The organism is Pseudomonas sp. NPDC077186, from assembly GCF_044543505.1.
Taxonomy (GTDB): domain Bacteria; phylum Pseudomonadota; class Gammaproteobacteria; order Pseudomonadales; family Pseudomonadaceae; genus Aquipseudomonas.
In genome coordinates, this window is record NZ_JBITWE010000001.1 from 259,980 (window position 1) to 274,860 (window position 14,881).

Sequence of the window (14,881 nt, forward strand, 5' to 3'; positions counted from 1 at the left end):
TCTGCCGGCGACTCCCTGTCGCAAGCAGTTGGATCGGCTCATACCGATCACCAGGCCTGCCGCTGCTTCCCTAGGCGCGCCAGGCTTGGATTCGCGAAGCAGCGTGCTTCTCGACCTGGCTACAAGCTACTAACCCCCTCCCCGACTGCCAGCCCATCCAAGGGATGGAGCACGGCCGTTCACTTTCCTCGCCGGCCAGCTCAGGCCTCGCTAAGCAGGCCCAGGCTCTTGCCCTTGAGTACCGCCTGGGTGCGGCTGCGCACCCCCAGCTTGGAAAACAGGTTGTGCAAGTGCCACTTGATGGTGGCCTCCGACAGGTGCACCGCCTGGGCGATATCGCGGTTCGACAGGCCCGCCGCCACCAGCCGCAGGATCTCCCGCTCGCGATGGCTAACATCCTGATTTTCCTCGAAACTCTGCGGATCTATGGCCAGTCGCCGACATTGCTCGCGAAGCAGTTCGGCGAGCCCCTGCCAGGCCGCGGCGCGCTTGGGTTCGGCGCTGCTCCAGGCGTCCCAGAGCGGCAGCAGCCACAGCGCGTCGTCCTGGAACAGGCGGCGGTAGCCGCACTGCCAGGCCTCCTCCAGCGTCGCGCGGAGCAAGGCGAAGGCTTTTTCGCTGTTACCTTTGCGCCAGTACGCCACAGAAAGTAACAGGGCCAGACGCAGCCGGCGGTCGCGCTGGTGCTCGGCGCCCTGCTTGACCAGGCAGGCTTCCAGGCTGGCCTGGGCTTTTTCCACCCGGCGCTCGGCCAGGGCCAGACGCGCCTGGCTCAGAGCCAGGGCGGTATGGGCATCGCCATAGCGTTCGATGGGCAGCGCCGCCAGGTGCCGCTCCAGCTGCAGGTAGATGCGCTGCGCCTCGTTGGGCCGGCGCAGCCACAGCAGGAACTGCACCTTGCAGCCCATGCCCAAGGCGAATACCCGCTCGTAGCCCGGCCCCTGCAGGCCGGCCAGCCACTCGTCGAGCTCGGCCAGCCCCTGCTCGGCCTCGCCGGCGAAGAAGCGCGCACGCGCCATCACCAGCTTGCCGCGGCTGATCAGCTCCACCGGCGTGGCCACGTCGCGCCAGGTGGTGGCCAGCGGCAGCTCGGCGAGAATGGCGCCATGCCGATCCTGTTCGTAGAGCAGGTCGGCGTAGGCCAGGCCCAGCGGCCCGCCGACCCGACTGCGCCGGCCGAACACCTGCTCGACCCGCGCCCGCGCGGTTTCCGCCAGGGCGCGGCCGCGCTCCAGTTCGCCGTATTCCTTGCAGATCAGCGCCTCGATCAGGCTGGCCATCACGTGCAGGTATTCGCTCTCGCACTGGCGCAGGTTCTCCCGCGCCACGGCAATCGCCTTGGCCGCTTCGCCGAATTCGCCGAGCAGGGCGAACGCCGCGGCCTGCACGCAGGCCAGGCTGGCGCGGAACACCGGCTGGTTCTGCGGCACCAGCGCCAGCCAGTGCCCGGCCACCTTGAGGCAGGCCTCCAGCTTGTCCTGGTACAGCAGCACCAGCGCCTTGAGCACCTGCGCCGCCGCCAATAGCTCGATCAAGCCGAAGTGCATGCCCTTGCCGCGCCCCTGGGTCAGGCGCGTGCTGACCTCCTCGATCAGCGCCTCGGATTCGGCGAATTTCTGCTCGAAGGCCAGCTGCCAGGCATAGAAGATCTGGAACACCGGCTGCTCGCCGATCACCACCGGCGGCACGTCCTTGAGGATGGCGAGGATGCCGTACACCCGGTTGCCGGCGATCAGCCGTGCGCCCTGGCGCTCCAGCAGTTCGGCGGCGAACGCGTAGTCGCGGGCGCGCAGGGCGTACTTGATCGACTTGTCGGCCAGGTCGCGGCTCTCGCACCAGCGCGCCGCGGCGTGCAGCAGGTGGGCCGGATCGCCGCGCTTGGCCAGGCGGCCCTGGAGGAACTCGGCGAACAGGTGGTGATAGCGGAACCACTCGCCCTGCTCGTCCAGCGGGATCACGAACAGCTGCTCGCCCTGCAGCCGACGCAACATGTCGCGGCCGTCGCGGCGGCCGGTCAGGGCGTTGCACAGCTCGGCGTTGAACTCGTCGAGCACCGCGGTCTGGTCGAGAAACAGCTGCAGCGCCTCGGGCAGGCTGGCCACCACGTCCTCGGCCAGGTAGTCGGCGATATCGCGTTCGGCGCCGGACAGCCCGGCGAGGAAGGCGGCGCGATCCTGCTGACGCGGCAGGGCCAGCGCGGCCAGGTGCAAGGCGGTGATCCAGCCCTCGGTACGCGCATAGAGCTGGTTGAGCTCGCCCTCCTCCAGCGCCAGCTGCTTGATCTCGCGGAAGTAGGCGGCGGTCTCGGCGCGGCTCAGGCGCAGGTCCTCGGCCTTGAGCCAGAAGGCCCAGGCGCCGAGCGACGGCGGCTCGTCGAGAAAACGCGGCTGGTAGCGCGTGCTGACCACCAGGTGCACGTGCCCGGGCAGGCGCTCGACCAGGTAGCGCGCCCCCTGGCCAAGGGACGGGTGGCGGATGCGGTGGAAGTCGTCGAGCATCAGGTAGAGCGCGTGCGGCAGGCCCTTGAGGTCGTCGATGAAGGCGTCGATCACCGCCTCCAGCGGCCAGCTGATATCGCCCTGCAGCAGCGCCGAGGCGCTGCTGCCGAAACCCGGGCAGGCCAGTTCGATGGAGGCGATCAGGTACTGCAGAAAACGCGGCGGCTCGCTGTCGGCCTCGTCGCACGACAGCCAGGCGACGCGCGCGCCCTGCGCCTGCAGACGCCGACGCAACTGGCTGAGCACCGTGCTCTTGCCGAAGCCGGCCGGCGCGCTGAGGAGCAACAGGCGTTGTTCGCGCGCCGCCAGCAGACGCTCTAGCAGCGCCGAGCGCTCCAGCAGCGGTGCGCCTTCGCCATGAGCGGGATAGAGCTTGGTGCGCAGCAGGGGAAACCCCTGCAGGCGGGGCTGGTTTTGACTGGTCATGATTCGAGTAGGCTCAGCTCGCGGGCGCGACGGATGGCTTGGGTGCGATTACGCACCTTGAGCTTTTCGTAGATGTTGTGCAGGTGCCATTTGACGGTACCCAGGGCCAGCGACAGCTGCTGGCCGATCTCGTCGTTGGACAGGCCCTTGGCGGCCAGGCAGACCACTTCGCGCTCGCGCTCGGTCAGCCCCTCCTCCAGCGCGTCCTGCGGCTGGCGCGACTCCTGTCCCGGCCAGATCGCCAGCAGGCTGCGGATAAAACCCTGCAGCGCCGGCTGGCGCTCGGCGGCTTCCAGCTGCTGCAACAGCAGGCGAATGGCCTCGCCTTCCTCGACGAACAGGCTGCGCGCCTCTTCCCGCTCGGCACCGATCAGGCACTGCACCAGCAGGCTCTGCGCCCGTTCCTGATAGCCCAGGCGCTGGTAGCTAAGCGCCGCCAGCAGGTCCAGGCGCAGCCGCTGCAGGCCGTGCCAGCCGCCCTGCAGCTGGCTGCGCAGCTGGGTGATCTCGTGCAGCGCCTCGCTGTAATGGCCACGCGCCTGCTGCAGGCGAATGCGGGTCAGGCCCAGCACCCAGAGCACCGGGTTGAAGCTGCGCTGCTTGTAGTGCGCCGCCAGCTTGTGCCAGTCCACCGCCTTCAGGCGCTGCTCGGCGCGCTTGCTGCGGTCGGCGGCCGGCTCCTGCAGGATCAGGGCGATCTCCTCGCCCACCGCCTGCACGTAGAAGCGCCAGGAATGGTTGCGCGCCGCCAGGTTCTGCATCAGCACCAGGGTCGCGGCCGCCTCCTTGGGTGCGTCCTGCATGCGCTGCACCCGCGCCAGGCAGAGCATGGCCTGGGCGTAGAGATCGATGGGGTTGATCACGTCGACCGTGGCCAGGGCCCAGCGCAGACGCTCCTGCAGCCCGGCAAGCCGCCCCTGGCGGTAGGCGATCAGCGCCTCCGTGATGGTCGGCAGGGCCAGGGCGCGGGACTTCTCGCCGAACCAGGGCATGACCCGCGCACGCAGCTGCTCGAACAACAGCTGCGCCTGCTTGATCCGTCCCTGCTCCAGGCACAGCAGGATTTCCACGTTGGCCAGCTGCATGTCCAGGTAGCGACCTTCGAGAAAATGGTTGCGCTGCTGCGCCAGGGCCAGCAGGCGGCGCGCCGGCTCGGCCTGGCCGAGCATGACCTGGGCCAGGGCGCCGACCGTGAGGATCGCCACCTCGAGAAAGGCGGTGTGCTGGCCGAGTTGCGCCTCGATGCGCCGCGCCAGGCTCACGCAGGTGTCCAGGTCGTCCTTCTGCAGGGCGATCACCGCCTTGATCGCCAGGGTGGCCAGCAGCTTGTCGCTGAGCGGCCCGCTGCTGCGCGACTCGCCCCAGCGCTCGAGCAACTCGTCGAGCATGCGGTTGGCTTCGCTCAGGCCGAGCTCGGCGGCGCGGGTCCAGACGTCGGCCAGCACCAGCACGGGAAAGCGCCCGGCGATCTCGTCCGGCACGTGCTGGCGCCACTTGTAGATCAGGTTGAGCTGGCCGCGATTGATCAGCTCCAGGCCGCAGCCGTCGAGCAGCGCGGCGAGCATCTCGGCGTCCTCGGCCAGGCAGGCGTGCTCGATGGCCAGGTTCTGCATGTGGTGATTGGTGAACCACAGGCTGGCATTGAAATGCAGCTGCTTGAGGCGCTCGGGGTCGCGCTCCTTGAGGCGGTTGCGGAGGAATTCGGCGAACAGGTTGTGGAAGCGGTACCACTGGCGCTCGCGATCCAGCGGCAGGAGGAACAGCTGCATGGCTTCCAGCTCCTCCAGCAGGCGCTGGCCGTCCTGCCGGCCGGTCAACGCGTTGGCCAGGTCGCCGCTGAGCTGCTGCGCCACGCCGAGGGCGAGCAACTGCTCCTGGCGCTCGAGCGGCAGTTGCTCGAACACCGAGCGCAGCAGGTAGTCGCCCACCGCGTGCTGCTCCGCGCCCAGCTCGGCCATGCGCGCGCCGGGCTGGGGCTGATGACGCAGCCACAGGCTGGCCAGGTGCACGCCGACCATCCAGCCCTCGGTGTGGCTGTACAGCGCGCCGAACGCCTCGGCGTCGAGCTGCAGGCCGCTACGCTCGAGGTAGCTGCGCGCCTCCTGCGGGTTGAGGCGCAGCTCCTCGCTGCCGATTTCCAGCAGCAGCCCCTTGGCGCGCAGCGTGGCCAGGTTCAGCGGCGGTTGCGAGCGGCTGCCGATGGCCAGGGTGAAGTTCGGCGGCGCCAGCTTGACCAGGCGATTGAGCGAGCCGAGCAGCTCGCCGTCCTGGATCAGGTGCAGGTCGTCGAGCACCAGCAGCAGCGGCTCCTGGCGCTGCGCCAGGTCGACCAGCAGGCTTTCCATGACGGCCTCGACCGGCACGCGCATGGTATTGCGCAGGTAACCCAGGGCGTCGTCGCCCAACCCGGGCACCGCGCGGCCGAGGGCCTCGAGCAGTTGCTGGAAGAAGCGCACCGGCTCGTCGTCGCCGGGACCGAGCGACAACCAGGCGATGCCGGCACCGGCACTGCGGCGCTCGGCGGCGAACACCGCCAGGGCGGTGGTCTTGCCGAAGCCGGCGGGGGCGGAAAAGAGCACGAGGCGGGCATGCGGATGGGCTGAAAGCGCGGCTTCAACCTGGGGCCTTGCCAGATGGTCGGTGGAGGCCTGGGGCGGCGAGAGTTTCGAGCGCAGCAGGCTTCCAGCGGCTGGATCTATAACTTCATCCATGGCCTGGATCCCTTCGTTAATTATTGTTCTGGTACGGCGGTTCAACGTTCCGGCACGGCCTCATACTAATCAGCCGGCGGCTCCCGAGTAAACCCGGGCGCAAGCTCTAGGATGAATGTTAGCGGCAGACTACAATCGCCCCTTCAGCCCTCTCGACTGCCACGCATGCCTAGCTGCTCCCTGCATTCTCTGCCCTACCGGGCCGATCCCGCCGAGTATTTCCAACGTATCCGTCAGGCTCCCGGCGCCGTACTGCTGGATGCCGGCCGGCCGGGTGCCGAGCGTGGACGCTATGACCTTATGAGCGCCTGGCCATTGGCAGAGCTGGCGCCAGCTGCCGACGAATCGGCCAACGACTTCCTCGCCCGCCTGCGCAGCGCGCTGCAGAGCCTCGGCCCGGCCGAGGTGCCGGACGGCAGCGCGCTGCCGTTCGTCGGCGGACTGATCGGCTACCTCGCCTACGACTTCGGCCGGCGCCTGGAACGCCTGCCCGCGCACAGCCGCGACGACCTGGCCTTGGGCGATGCGTGTTTCGGCCTGTACGGCTGGGCGCTGATCAGCGACCACCTGCTCGGCACCAGCCAGCTGCTGTTCCATCCGACCCTGGCGCCAGCCGAACGCACGCGCCTGTGCCAGCTGTTCGCCGAACCGGCAGCCGAGGCGGATGCGCGCTTCCGTCTGCTGCAGCCGTTTCGCGCCGACCTCGACCAGGCCGCCTACCGCCACGCCATCGAACGCATCCAGGGCTATATCCTGGCCGGCGACTGCTACCAGGTGAACTTCGCCCAGCGCTTCCAGGCACCATGCGAAGGCGATCCCTGGGCCGCCTACCAGGCCCTGCGCCGGGCCTGCCCGACCCCCTTCGCCGGCTTCCAGCGCCTGGCCGACGGCAGCGCCATCCTCAGCCTGTCGCCGGAGCGTTTTCTCAAGGTCAGCGAAGGCCAGGTCGAGACCCGCCCGATCAAGGGCACCCGCCCGCGCGGCGCGGATGCGACGGACGACCAGACGCAGGCGCAGGCGCTGCTGGCCAGCGGCAAGGACCGCGCGGAAAACCTGATGATCGTCGACCTGCTGCGCAACGACCTCGGGCGCAGCTGCCGCATCGGCTCGGTGCGGGTGCCGGAGCTGTTCGCCCTGGAGAGCTACCCCAACGTGCACCACCTGGTCAGCGCGGTGACCGGCGAACTGGCGCCAGGTAAGGACGCCCTGGACCTGCTCGCCGGCAGCTTCCCCGGCGGCTCCATCACCGGCGCGCCGAAGATCCGCGCCATGCAGATCATCGACGAGCTGGAGCCGACCCGCCGCGGCCTGTACTGCGGCTCGCTGCTCTATCTGGACGTGCGCGGCGAACTGGACAGCTCCATCGCCATCCGCAGCCTGCTGGTCAAGGACGGCCGGGTCAGTTGCTGGGGCGGCGGCGGCATAGTCGCCGACTCCGACTGGCAGGCCGAGTACCAGGAGTCCATCACCAAGGTGAAGGTGCTGCTGCAGACCCTGGAAAGTCTGTAAGGCAAAAAGCACGAGGCCCGCAGCAGCGGGCCTCGTAGCATTGGGCGAAGCTTACAGGCTCAGCTCGCGATTGGACGCCTTGAGGAACTCGCGTTTGAGGTCCTCATAGGTATGTACCGCGGGGAACTGTGGAAACTCGCGAATCACGTTGTCCGGCGCGTGGAACAGGATGCCGGCATGGGCCTCGCTGAGCATGGTGGTGTCGTTGTACGAATCGCCGGCGGCGATCACCCGGTAGTACAGGCTCTTCAGCGCGATCACCGACTGGCGCTTGGGGTCCTTCTGGCGCAGCTGGTAACTCACCACCCGATCGGTGTCGTCGGTGATCAGCTTGTGGCACAGCAGCGTGGGGAAGCCCAGCTGACGCATCAGCGGCTGGGAGAATTCGTAGAAGGTGTCGGAGAGGATCACCACCTGGAAGCGCTCGCGCAGCCAGTCGACGAACTCCACCGCGCCGTCCAGCGGCTTGAGGGTGGCGATCACTTCCTGGATGTCGCGCAGCTTCAGGCCGTGCTCGTCGAGGATGCGCAGGCGCTGCTGCATCAGCACGTCGTAGTCGGGAATGTCCCGGGTGGTCGCCTTGAGCGACTCGATGCCGGTTTTTTCCGCGAAGGCGATCCAGATCTCCGGGACCAGCACGCCTTCCAGGTCGAGACACGCGATTTCCACAGGCCACTCCTCGATTGAGCTTGAAAGAAGGCGGCACTCTAACGGCTCGCCGGAAGCCGCGCAACGCAGCCTTATAGCCAAATCACGCAGTGGCAAGGGGTATTGGTTATTTAGACGCATAACCGGCTTTTGCTACCATCGCCGCCAGAGCGCCCAGCGCCACCCCGATCAATAAGGAAGCCCGCCTGATGAGCCACCCCTTCGACGTCGCCGAACTGGCCGCGACCTACGCCAGCAAATCACCCCAGGACATCCTCAAGCTCGCCTTCGAGCACTTTGGCGACGAGCTCTGGCTGTCCTTCAGCGGCGCCGAGGACGTGGTGCTGGTGGACATGGCCTGGAAGCTGAACAAGAACGTCAAGGTGTTCAGCCTCGACACCGGTCGCCTGCACCCGGAAACCTACCGCTTCATCGAGCAGGTGCGCGAACACTACGGCATCGCCATCGAGGTGCTCAGCCCCGACGCCACGGCGCTCGAGGCACTGGTCAAGGCCAAGGGCCTGTTCAGCTTTTACAAGGACGGTCACGAGGAGTGCTGCGGCGTGCGCAAGATCGCCCCGCTCAGGCGCAAACTGGCCACGGTCAAGGCCTGGGCCACCGGCCAGCGCCGCGACCAGAGCCCCGGCACGCGCAGCCAGGTCGCCGTGCTGGAACTGGACCAGGCCTTCTCCACTCCGGAGCACAGCCTGTACAAGTTCAACCCGCTGGCGCAGATGAGCAGCGAAGAGGTCTGGGCCTATATCCGCATGCTGGAGATCCCCTACAACCCGCTGCACGAGCGCGGTTTCATCAGCATCGGCTGCGAGCCCTGCACCCGCCCGGTACTGCCCAACCAGCACGAGCGCGAGGGCCGCTGGTGGTGGGAGGAAGCCACGCAGAAGGAATGCGGCCTGCATGCCGGCAACCTGATCGCCAAACACTGAGCAGCAAAAAGCCCGCGCAACGCGGGCTTTTTCATGGGGCGACGCCGACCTTCAGTAAGTCGGCAACTCGACGCCGTGGAACAATTCTTCGAGCTCCGACTTGTTGTGGCACTGCACCGCCTTGGCCAGCACCTCGCGGGTCAGGTGCGGAGCGAACTTCTCGATGAAGTCGCACATGAAGCCGCGCAGGAAGGTGCCGCGACGGAAGCCGATCTTGGTCACGCTGGCCTCGAACAGGTCGCTGGCATCGAGCACCACCAGGTCCGGGTCGAGCTTGGCGTCCACCGCCATCCGGGCCACGATGCCGACGCCCAGGCCCAGGCGCACATAGGTCTTGATCACGTCGGCGTCGGCGGCGGTGAACACCACCTTGGGCGTCAGGCCGCGATGGCTGAAGGCTTCGTCCAGCTTGGAACGGCCGGTGAAGCCGAACACGTAGGTGACGATGGAATGCTCGGCCAGCGCCTCCAGGGTGAGCTTCGGCAGCTTGGTCAGCGGGTGCCCCTGCGGCACCACCACGCAGCGGTTCCAGCGGTAGCAGGGCATCATGATCAGGTCGTTGAACAGCTCCAGGCCTTCAGTGGCGATGGCGAAATCCACCGTGCCGTCGGCGGCCATTTCGGCGATCTGCATCGGCGTGCCCTGGTGCATGTGCAGGGCCACGTCCGGGTACTGCTTGATAAAGGCGCCGATCACCGGCGGCAAGGCGTAGCGCGCCTGGGTGTGGGTGGTGGCGATGGACAGGGTGCCCTTCTTCTCGTTGGAGAACTCCTGGGCGATCTGCTTGATGCTCTCGACCTTGCGCAGGATCTCGCCGGCGGTGGTGATGATGCGTTCGCCGGCCGGGGTGACGCGGGTCAGGTGCTTGCCGCTGCGGGCGAAGACCTCCACGCCCAGCTCGTCCTCGAGCAGGCGGATCTGCTTGCTGATCCCCGGCTGCGAGGTGTACAGGCTCTGTGCGGTCGCCGATACGTTGAGGTCGTGGTGCGCGACTTCCCAGATGTAGCGCAGTTGCTGAAGCTTCATATGTTTCCCTCAAAGCTGGTAGGCCGGCCCGTGGCCGCCGACACCTTATATAACCGTATTATTGGTTTTAACCAACAATCTAGACCATTTATTCAGATTCGCCTCCTAGAGTTCGCCATGTCCGCGGTGTTGCAGCATCGGCACCAGGTACACCGGCGCCTCCGACAGCTGCACCACCCGCGCCGCCGTGCGCCCCAGCGGCACGGCCAGATCGGCGCCGTGGCTGTGACTGCCTACGACCAGCAGATCCACCCCGAGTTTCTGCGCCTCCGCGAGAATCACCGCCGGCGGGTCGCCCTGTAGCACGCGCACCGCGCGGATCAGCTGCAAGTCCTGCTGGCCCTCGCCCAGCTCGTCGCGAAACCCCTCCAGCACCCGCTGTTCGATGCTCGCCATCACCGTGCTCAGGCCGTTGCGGCGCAACTCGCCGAGGGTGTCTTCGTCCAGATAGGTCTGCAGCACGGATTCGGCGAACAGGCCCATCGGCTCCACCGCGTGCACCACGTAGAGATCGGCGTTGAAACTGCGGGTCAACGCCAGGGCATGCTGCAACACGTAGGAGGCATAGAGGCCGAGATCGGTGGCGTAGAGTATCGAGCGGATCACGCGGCCTCCTTGACTGCTGGCCCAGGCCCTTGATTGAGCTTAGCAGCGCATCAGGCAAAGCAAGATCGGAGGCGCTATTTAGGACGAATGGCTATATAGCGACGAGCCGCTCAGGGTTGCAGCTCGTTGCTCACCCCGTGCGGCACATGCCCGGTCGCCACCACCTGACGGGCCTTCTCGCAATGGCCGGTCTGGTCGTCGAAGAACACGTCGGCGGCGAAGGCTTCGAGCACCGCCGACTTGTCCAGGCCGCCGAGGAAGAAGGATTCGTCGAGGCGGATGTGCCACTCGCGCAGGGTGCGGATCACCCGTTCGTGGGCCGGCGCCGAGCGCGCGGTGACCAGCGCGGTGCGGATCGGGCAATCCGCCTCGGGGAACTCCTGCTGCAGGCTGTGCAGCGCCGCCAGAAACGGCTTGAACGGCCCGCCCGGCAGCGCCTGCCGCGCCGCCTCGCGCTCGTGGCTCTGGAAGGCGTGCAGGCCGCCACTCTGGTACACCCGTTCGGAGTCGTCGGAAAACAGCACCGCATCGCCGTCGAAGGCGATGCGCAGCTCGTTGCTGTTCGCTCGCCGGGTGCCACCGGACAACAGGGTTGCCGCGCCAAAGCCGGCTTTCAATGCATTGCGCACGTCATCGGCGTGGGTCGAGAGAAACAGGTGGCAACCGAACGCCGCCAGGTAGGGATCGGGACTGCGGCCGCCGACGAAAGCCGCGCGGGAGATGCCCAGGCCGTAATGCTGGATCGAGTTGAAGGCGCGCAGGCCGGTGTCGGCGCTGTTGCGCGAGACCAGGATCACCTCGACGCGCTGCTCGCTGAGGCGCTGGTTGAGCCCCAGCAGCTTTTCCACCAAGGGAAAGGCATCGCCCGGCATCAGCACCTCGTCCTCGTGCTCGATCTGGTAGCGGCGGTAGGCTTCCACCCCCTCGCTCTCGTAGATCTGGTGGCTCTCGCTCAAGTCGAACAAGGCCCGCGAGGAAATCGCCAGCACCAGCTTGTCGCCCAATCCCTTGCCCATGGCCTAAGCCTCCCGACGCGCCTGAATGAAACGGAGCGCCTGATACAGCGCGCGCACCCTGGGCATGTCGCACCCGACCGCCGCCGCGGCCGCCAGCGGCGCTTCGTAGATGGCATGCAGTTCGGCCGGCCGCCCCTGGGCGAAGTCGTGGTACATGCTCGGCAGATAATCGGGCATCCGCTCGGTGGCCGCCAGCAGCTTGTCGGCGTAGTTGTCCGGCATGCCGTGGCCGAGTGCCTGAGCGGCCTGCACCACTTCCAGCATCAGGTCGCGGATCAGCGCGCGGCTGTCGGGGTTGCCCATCAGCTGCCGGGTGTCGGCATCGAGCAGCACCGACAGGCCGTTGTAGGGCACGTTCCACACCAGCTTCTGCCAGCGCGTCTGGGCCAGGTTGGGCATGGCCGCGGAATCCAGCCCGGCGCCGCGGAACATGCCCGCCCCCTCCTCGGCCAGCGCCAGGCGCGCGTCGACCTCCGCCGCCGGTCCGGAGTGATAGGCCAGGTTGATCGCCCCCAGCGCCTGGTGCTCGATCACCCCGGGGCCGCTGCGGTGTACGCAGATGTAGCAGAGCCCGCCGAGCAGATGCAGATCGTCCGCCAGCAGCGGACGCAGCTCGTCCTCCACCGCCAGGCCGTTCTGCAGCAGCACCACCTTGGCGCCGGGCGCCGCCGCCTGGGCGATCAGCGGCGCCAGCTCGGCGTTGGCAGTGGTCTTGGCACCGACCAGCAGCCAATCGCAGGGCGGCATCTCGCCGGCACTGCGATAGGCCTGCACCGGCGCCAGCTGCAGGGCGCCATGCACAGCGCTGCCTAGCTGCAGGCCGCGCTCGGCCACCGCGGCATATTCGCTGCGCAGGAGGAAATGCACGTCGTAGCCGGCGCGCGCCAGCAGCAAGCCATAGAAACCGCCGATGGCACCGGTGCCGATGATGCCGATACGCGGCGCAGGGGATTGAGACATCAGGGAAGCTCCTCAGCCGGGCGACGCAGCGCTTCGCCCATGGCGGCAACAAGATCGGTGTGGGTGAGGCGCGTCTGCAGCGCGCCAAAGAACTGACCGTCGCGGATCAAAAACAGCGCCGGCAGGTGAAACACCTCGTAGCGCGTCACCAGACCGGCGTTGTGCCCGGCGTCGACCCAGCACAAACGTGCCACCGGCAAGGGCATGGCCGGCAGCACCCGGCGCGCCCAGCGGCAACTGGCACAGCCCGTGCTTGTGAAGAGTAGTAGCGAGGTGCCGGGCAGATCGAGCAGGCAGCGGTCCGCATCCAGATCGGTCAGTTCCAATTGCGTCGCTATACTGAAATCAGTGATATCAGTTTGCCTGCATTCGAGGTCGGTGCTCATGCGTAAGTTTCTGCGTCATCCAAGCGACATGCCGGTGGAACTGGTATTGCGCAGACAGGCCTGCATTCCGCGGCAACGGCTGAACAATATCAGCCTCGGCGGGGTGGCGTGCAACTCGACGCGCGGCTTTCGCCGCGGCACCTCGGTGGAACTGCGCATTCCCCTGTTCGGCGAACAGGCGCGCTACCCCGGCGTGGTCGCCTGGTGTCGCCGCCAGGCCGAGGGCTATCTGGTGGGCATCGCCTTTCTCGACGAAGACACCCTGTTCCGCGCGCGCATGGTCGAACAGGTGTGCCAGATCCAGCATTACCGCCAGCAACTGGAGCAGGAGTCGGGCGAGCCCATGGCCATCGAACACTGCGCCCTCGAATGGATCGCCAAGCACGCCGCACAATTTCCCTATCTGGCCTGATGCGGCCCCTCTATAGGCCTCATTGAACCTACCGCCCATTGTCGCGAAGCCCCTTACGCGCTAAGGTTCGGCCTCCCCCTGCGCCAACTAGCTGTGCACCGCCACAGGGGATCGCTGGCGGCCGGCACCCGTGACCTGACGACCTGACCCGATGAATAGCACGATGGCTGATTTACCGATCGACGACCTCAACGTCGCCTCCAACGAAACCCTGATCACCCCCGATCAGCTGAAACGCGAGATTCCCCTGACCGATGCCGCGCTGAATACCGTGGCCCACGGTCGCCAGGTGGTGCGCGACATCCTCGACGGCAAGGATCATCGCCTGTTCGTGGTGGTCGGCCCCTGCTCGATCCACGACATCAAGGCCGCCCACGAATACGCCGAGCGCCTCAAGGTGCTGGCCGCCGAACTGTCCGATAGCCTGTTCCTGGTCATGCGCGTGTACTTCGAGAAGCCGCGCACCACGGTCGGCTGGAAGGGACTGATCAACGACCCCTACCTGGACGACTCGTTCAAGATCCAGGATGGCCTGCACATCGGTCGCCAGCTGCTGCGCGACCTGGCCGAGATGGGCCTGCCCACCGCCACCGAGGCGCTCGACCCGATTTCCCCGCAGTACCTGCAGGACCTGATCAGCTGGTCGGCCATCGGCGCGCGCACCACCGAATCCCAGACCCACCGCGAAATGGCCTCCGGCCTGTCCTCGGCAGTCGGCTTCAAGAACGGTACCGACGGCGGCCTGACCGTGGCGATCAACGCCCTGCAGTCGGTGTCCAGCCCTCACCGCTTCCTCGGCATCAACCAGGAAGGCGGCGTCTCCATCGTCACCACCAAGGGCAACGCCTACGGCCACGTGGTGCTGCGCGGCGGCAACGGCAAGCCCAACTACGACTCGGTCAGCGTTGCCATTTGTGAGCAGGAACTGACCAAAGCCGGCATCCGCCCGAACATCATGGTCGACTGCAGCCACGCCAACTCCAACAAGGACCCGGCGCTGCAACCGCTGGTGATGGAAAACGTCGCCAACCAGATTCTCGAAGGCAACAACTCCATCGTCGGCCTGATGGTCGAGAGCCACCTGGGCTGGGGCAGCCAGTCGATCCCCAAGGATCTCGGCGACCTCAAGTACGGCGTCTCCATCACCGATGCCTGCATCGACTGGGACACCACCGAGAAGAGCCTGCGCAGCATGCACGCCAAGCTCAAGGACGTGCTGCCCAAGCGCCCTCGCGGCTGAGGGCCGCAGCAAAGAAAACGCCGGGCATTGCCCGGCGTTTTCGTATCCGCATTCACACCTAGGGTGGGCTTCAGCCCACCATGACGGTCAGCGCGGGCTGTAACTCTCCAAAACCATTCCTACTGATGGCGCGAACGACGCTCCATATAGCGCTCGACGTAGGAGCAGGACGGAATCACCGTGTAGCCCTTGCCTTCGGCATATTGCAGGGCATGCTCGGTCAGCGCGGCGGCGATGCCACGACCACGCAGGCCGTTGGGTACGAAGGTGCGATAGATGTCCAGGGTCTGCTTGCCCAGATCCATATAAGCCAGATAGGCACGATCACCCTCGACGGTCGTCACGAACTGGTGACCCGCCTGATCGTGGTGAATGGACAACCCCTCGCTCATCTTCGCTCCTCTAGCCGCGAACCTGTCGCGACACATCCGTACTTCATACCGGCGCATTGCCGAAAGCGCAAATACCCGCCCGTCGGGGCGCATGGCGCCTCAAGCTT

General features: G+C 66.8%; 13 protein-coding genes. 4 read left to right on the forward strand and 9 right to left on the reverse strand.

The genetic code is table 11. The features are described 5' to 3' along the window. Positions 1-200: 200 nt before the first annotated feature. A complete protein-coding gene (locus ACIGKL_RS01190; protein ID WP_397484911.1) occupies positions 201-2,924 on the reverse strand; it encodes a LuxR C-terminal-related transcriptional regulator in 2,724 nt (907 codons plus the stop codon). Then, positions 2,921-5,635 (reverse strand): LuxR C-terminal-related transcriptional regulator, encoded by a 2,715-nt coding sequence (locus ACIGKL_RS01195; protein ID WP_397484912.1) that lies wholly within the window; start codon positions 5,633-5,635, stop codon positions 2,921-2,923. Before ACIGKL_RS01195 ends, ACIGKL_RS01190 begins: the two co-directional genes overlap by 4 nt. A 165-nt stretch (positions 5,636-5,800) precedes the next feature. Here ACIGKL_RS01195 and pabB point away from each other — a divergent pair, with 165 nt between their 5' ends. Further along, positions 5,801-7,144: an aminodeoxychorismate synthase component I gene (gene pabB / locus ACIGKL_RS01200; protein ID WP_397484913.1), complete on the forward strand. Its 1,344-nt coding sequence runs from the start codon at positions 5,801-5,803 to the stop codon at positions 7,142-7,144. A 51-nt stretch (positions 7,145-7,195) separates the two neighbouring features. Here pabB and thrH read toward each other — a convergent pair whose 3' ends face one another. Continuing rightward, positions 7,196-7,813, reverse strand: coding sequence for a bifunctional phosphoserine phosphatase/homoserine phosphotransferase ThrH (gene thrH, locus ACIGKL_RS01205; protein WP_397484914.1), 618 nt, complete (start codon positions 7,811-7,813; stop codon positions 7,196-7,198). Between the two features lie 188 nt (positions 7,814-8,001). Here thrH and ACIGKL_RS01210 point away from each other — a divergent pair, with 188 nt between their 5' ends. Continuing rightward, positions 8,002-8,736 carry a phosphoadenylyl-sulfate reductase gene (locus ACIGKL_RS01210; protein ID WP_397484915.1) on the forward strand — a complete coding sequence of 245 codons (735 nt, stop codon included), beginning with the start codon at positions 8,002-8,004 and terminating at the stop codon, positions 8,734-8,736. Positions 8,737-8,787: 51 nt separating this feature from the next. On the opposite strand, the gene cysB is transcribed toward ACIGKL_RS01210, so the two are convergent. The 5 genes from cysB to ACIGKL_RS01235 all read right to left on the reverse strand — a co-directional run bounded on the left by cysB (position 8,788) and on the right by ACIGKL_RS01235 (position 12,730). Then, complete coding sequence (cysB, locus tag ACIGKL_RS01215) at positions 8,788-9,762, reverse strand: HTH-type transcriptional regulator CysB (protein ID WP_397484916.1); 975 nt, start codon at positions 9,760-9,762, stop codon at positions 8,788-8,790. Between the two features lie 105 nt (positions 9,763-9,867). Continuing rightward, a complete protein-coding gene (locus ACIGKL_RS01220) occupies positions 9,868-10,368 on the reverse strand; it encodes a universal stress protein (protein ID WP_021445799.1) in 501 nt (166 codons plus the stop codon). Between the two features lie 110 nt (positions 10,369-10,478). Beyond that, on the reverse strand, positions 10,479-11,384 hold the full coding sequence (locus tag ACIGKL_RS01225; protein WP_397484917.1) for a 5'-nucleotidase: 906 nt from the start codon (positions 11,382-11,384) through the stop codon (positions 10,479-10,481). Positions 11,385-11,387: 3 nt separating this feature from the next. Further along, the gene (locus ACIGKL_RS01230; protein ID WP_397484918.1) at positions 11,388-12,344 is read right to left on the reverse strand and encodes a putative 2-dehydropantoate 2-reductase; all 957 of its coding nucleotides are present in this window, start codon (positions 12,342-12,344) and stop codon (positions 11,388-11,390) included. Next, the gene (locus tag ACIGKL_RS01235) at positions 12,344-12,730 is read right to left on the reverse strand and encodes a thioredoxin (RefSeq protein WP_397484919.1); all 387 of its coding nucleotides are present in this window, start codon (positions 12,728-12,730) and stop codon (positions 12,344-12,346) included. Before ACIGKL_RS01235 ends, ACIGKL_RS01230 begins: the two co-directional genes overlap by 1 nt. On the opposite strand from ACIGKL_RS01235, the gene ACIGKL_RS01240 reads away from it, so the two are divergent. Then, positions 12,729-13,142, forward strand: coding sequence for a PilZ domain-containing protein (locus ACIGKL_RS01240; RefSeq protein ID WP_397484920.1), 414 nt, complete (start codon positions 12,729-12,731; stop codon positions 13,140-13,142). The genes ACIGKL_RS01235 and ACIGKL_RS01240 overlap by 2 nt on opposite strands. A gap of 163 nt (positions 13,143-13,305) precedes the next feature. Further along, positions 13,306-14,382, forward strand: coding sequence for a 3-deoxy-7-phosphoheptulonate synthase (locus ACIGKL_RS01245; RefSeq protein ID WP_397484921.1), 1,077 nt, complete (start codon positions 13,306-13,308; stop codon positions 14,380-14,382). 119 nt (positions 14,383-14,501) lie between these two features. Here the strand turns inward: ACIGKL_RS01245 and ACIGKL_RS01250 are convergent, their stop codons facing one another. Beyond that, positions 14,502-14,774 carry a GNAT family N-acetyltransferase gene (locus ACIGKL_RS01250; protein WP_397484922.1) on the reverse strand — a complete coding sequence of 91 codons (273 nt, stop codon included), beginning with the start codon at positions 14,772-14,774 and terminating at the stop codon, positions 14,502-14,504. Positions 14,775-14,881 lie beyond the last annotated feature (107 nt).